The sequence below is a fragment of the Motilibacter deserti genome (assembly GCF_011250635.1).
Classification (GTDB): domain Bacteria; phylum Actinomycetota; class Actinomycetes; order Motilibacterales; family Motilibacteraceae; genus Motilibacter_A; species Motilibacter_A deserti.
In genome coordinates, this window is sequence record NZ_JAANNP010000239.1 from 1 (window position 1) to 1274 (window position 1274).

Below are 1274 nucleotides of genomic sequence, written 5' to 3' on the forward strand. Positions count from 1 at the left end.
CGCCTGCTCCGGGGAGAGGTAGGGCGCGCTGCCCATTACGGTGCCGGTGGCGGTCAGCGGCAGCGCGTCGGCGGCGCGGGCGATGCCGAAGTCGGTGACCTTGACCGTGCCGTCCGGGGTGACAAGCAGGTTGCCCGGCTTGATGTCGCGGTGGACGACGCCGGCCTGGTGCGCGGCCTCGAGGGCGCGCGCGGTCTGGCTCAGCACGTCGAGGGTGCGCAGCACGCCCATCGAGCCCTGCCGCTCGAGCAGCACCGAGAGCGGCTCGCCCGGGACGAGCTCCATGACGAGGTACGGCGCCCGCCCGGTCTCGCCGAAGTCGTAGACCTGGGCGACGCCGGGGTGGCTGAACGACGCGGCGTTGCGCGCCTCGGCGCGGAACCGCTCGTGGAAGGCGCTGTCGCCGGCGTACTGCGCGTGCAGGACCTTGACCGCGACGTCGCGGGCGAGCACGTCGTCGGTCGCGCGCCACACCTCGCCCATGCCGCCGCGGGCGATGAGCTCGCGCAGCCGGTAGCGGGCGCCGAGGAGGTCGCCGGGCTGCGGGCTCACGACCCGCTCCCGAGGACCGCCTGCATGACCGACTTCGCGATCGGGGCGGCGAGCCGTCCGCCGCTGACCTCGCTGTTGCCGGCGCCGTTCTCCACGAGCACGGCGACCGCGACCTTCGGGTCCTCGGCGGGGGCGAAGGAGACGAACCACGCGTGGGGCTTGCGGCCCTCGCCCACCTGGGCGGTGCCGGTCTTGCCGGCGACGGTCACGCCGTCGATCTGGGCGTTCTCGCCGGTGCCGTTGGCGACGACGTCGACCATCATCCCGGTGAGCGCGCTGGCCACCTGCGGGGTCACGGCCTGGTCCAGCTCCTCGGGCTCGGCCCGGTCCAGCTGGGACAGGTCGGGCGCCAGGATGCGGTCGACCAGGTAGGGCTGCATGACCTTTCCACCGTTCGCGATGGCCGCGGCGACCATCGCCATCTGTAGGGGCGTCGCCGCGACGTCGTACTGACCGATGGACGACTGGGCCGTCTGCGGGGCGTTGAGCTCGGCGGGGAAGCGGCTCGTCGCGGACGGGATGTCGATGTCGATGTCGTCCCGGTCGAAGCCGAACTTCTCCGCCTGGTCGCGCAGCGCCTGGTCCCCGAGGTCGAGCCCGATGGCGCCGAAGGACGTGTTGCAGGAGTAGCGCAGCGCCTCGGTGAGCGTCGGCTTGCCGTCGCCCGCGCAGGGCCGGCCGTTCTCGTTCGGCAGGTCCGCCGTGGTCTGGGGCAGGTCGAG

The 1274-nt window shown here is 73.4% G+C and carries 2 protein-coding genes; both read right to left on the reverse strand.

Annotation, left to right across the window (positions count from 1 at the left end; genetic code table 11):
* Window positions 1-552: protein kinase domain-containing protein (locus tag G9H71_RS22770; protein ID WP_331273212.1), on the reverse strand; the 552-nt coding region annotated here is incomplete at its 3' end.
* A partial coding sequence (locus G9H71_RS22775) for a penicillin-binding transpeptidase domain-containing protein (RefSeq protein WP_269204809.1) occupies window positions 549-1274 on the reverse strand: 726 nt, incomplete at its 5' end. The genes G9H71_RS22775 and G9H71_RS22770, both read right to left, overlap by 4 nt.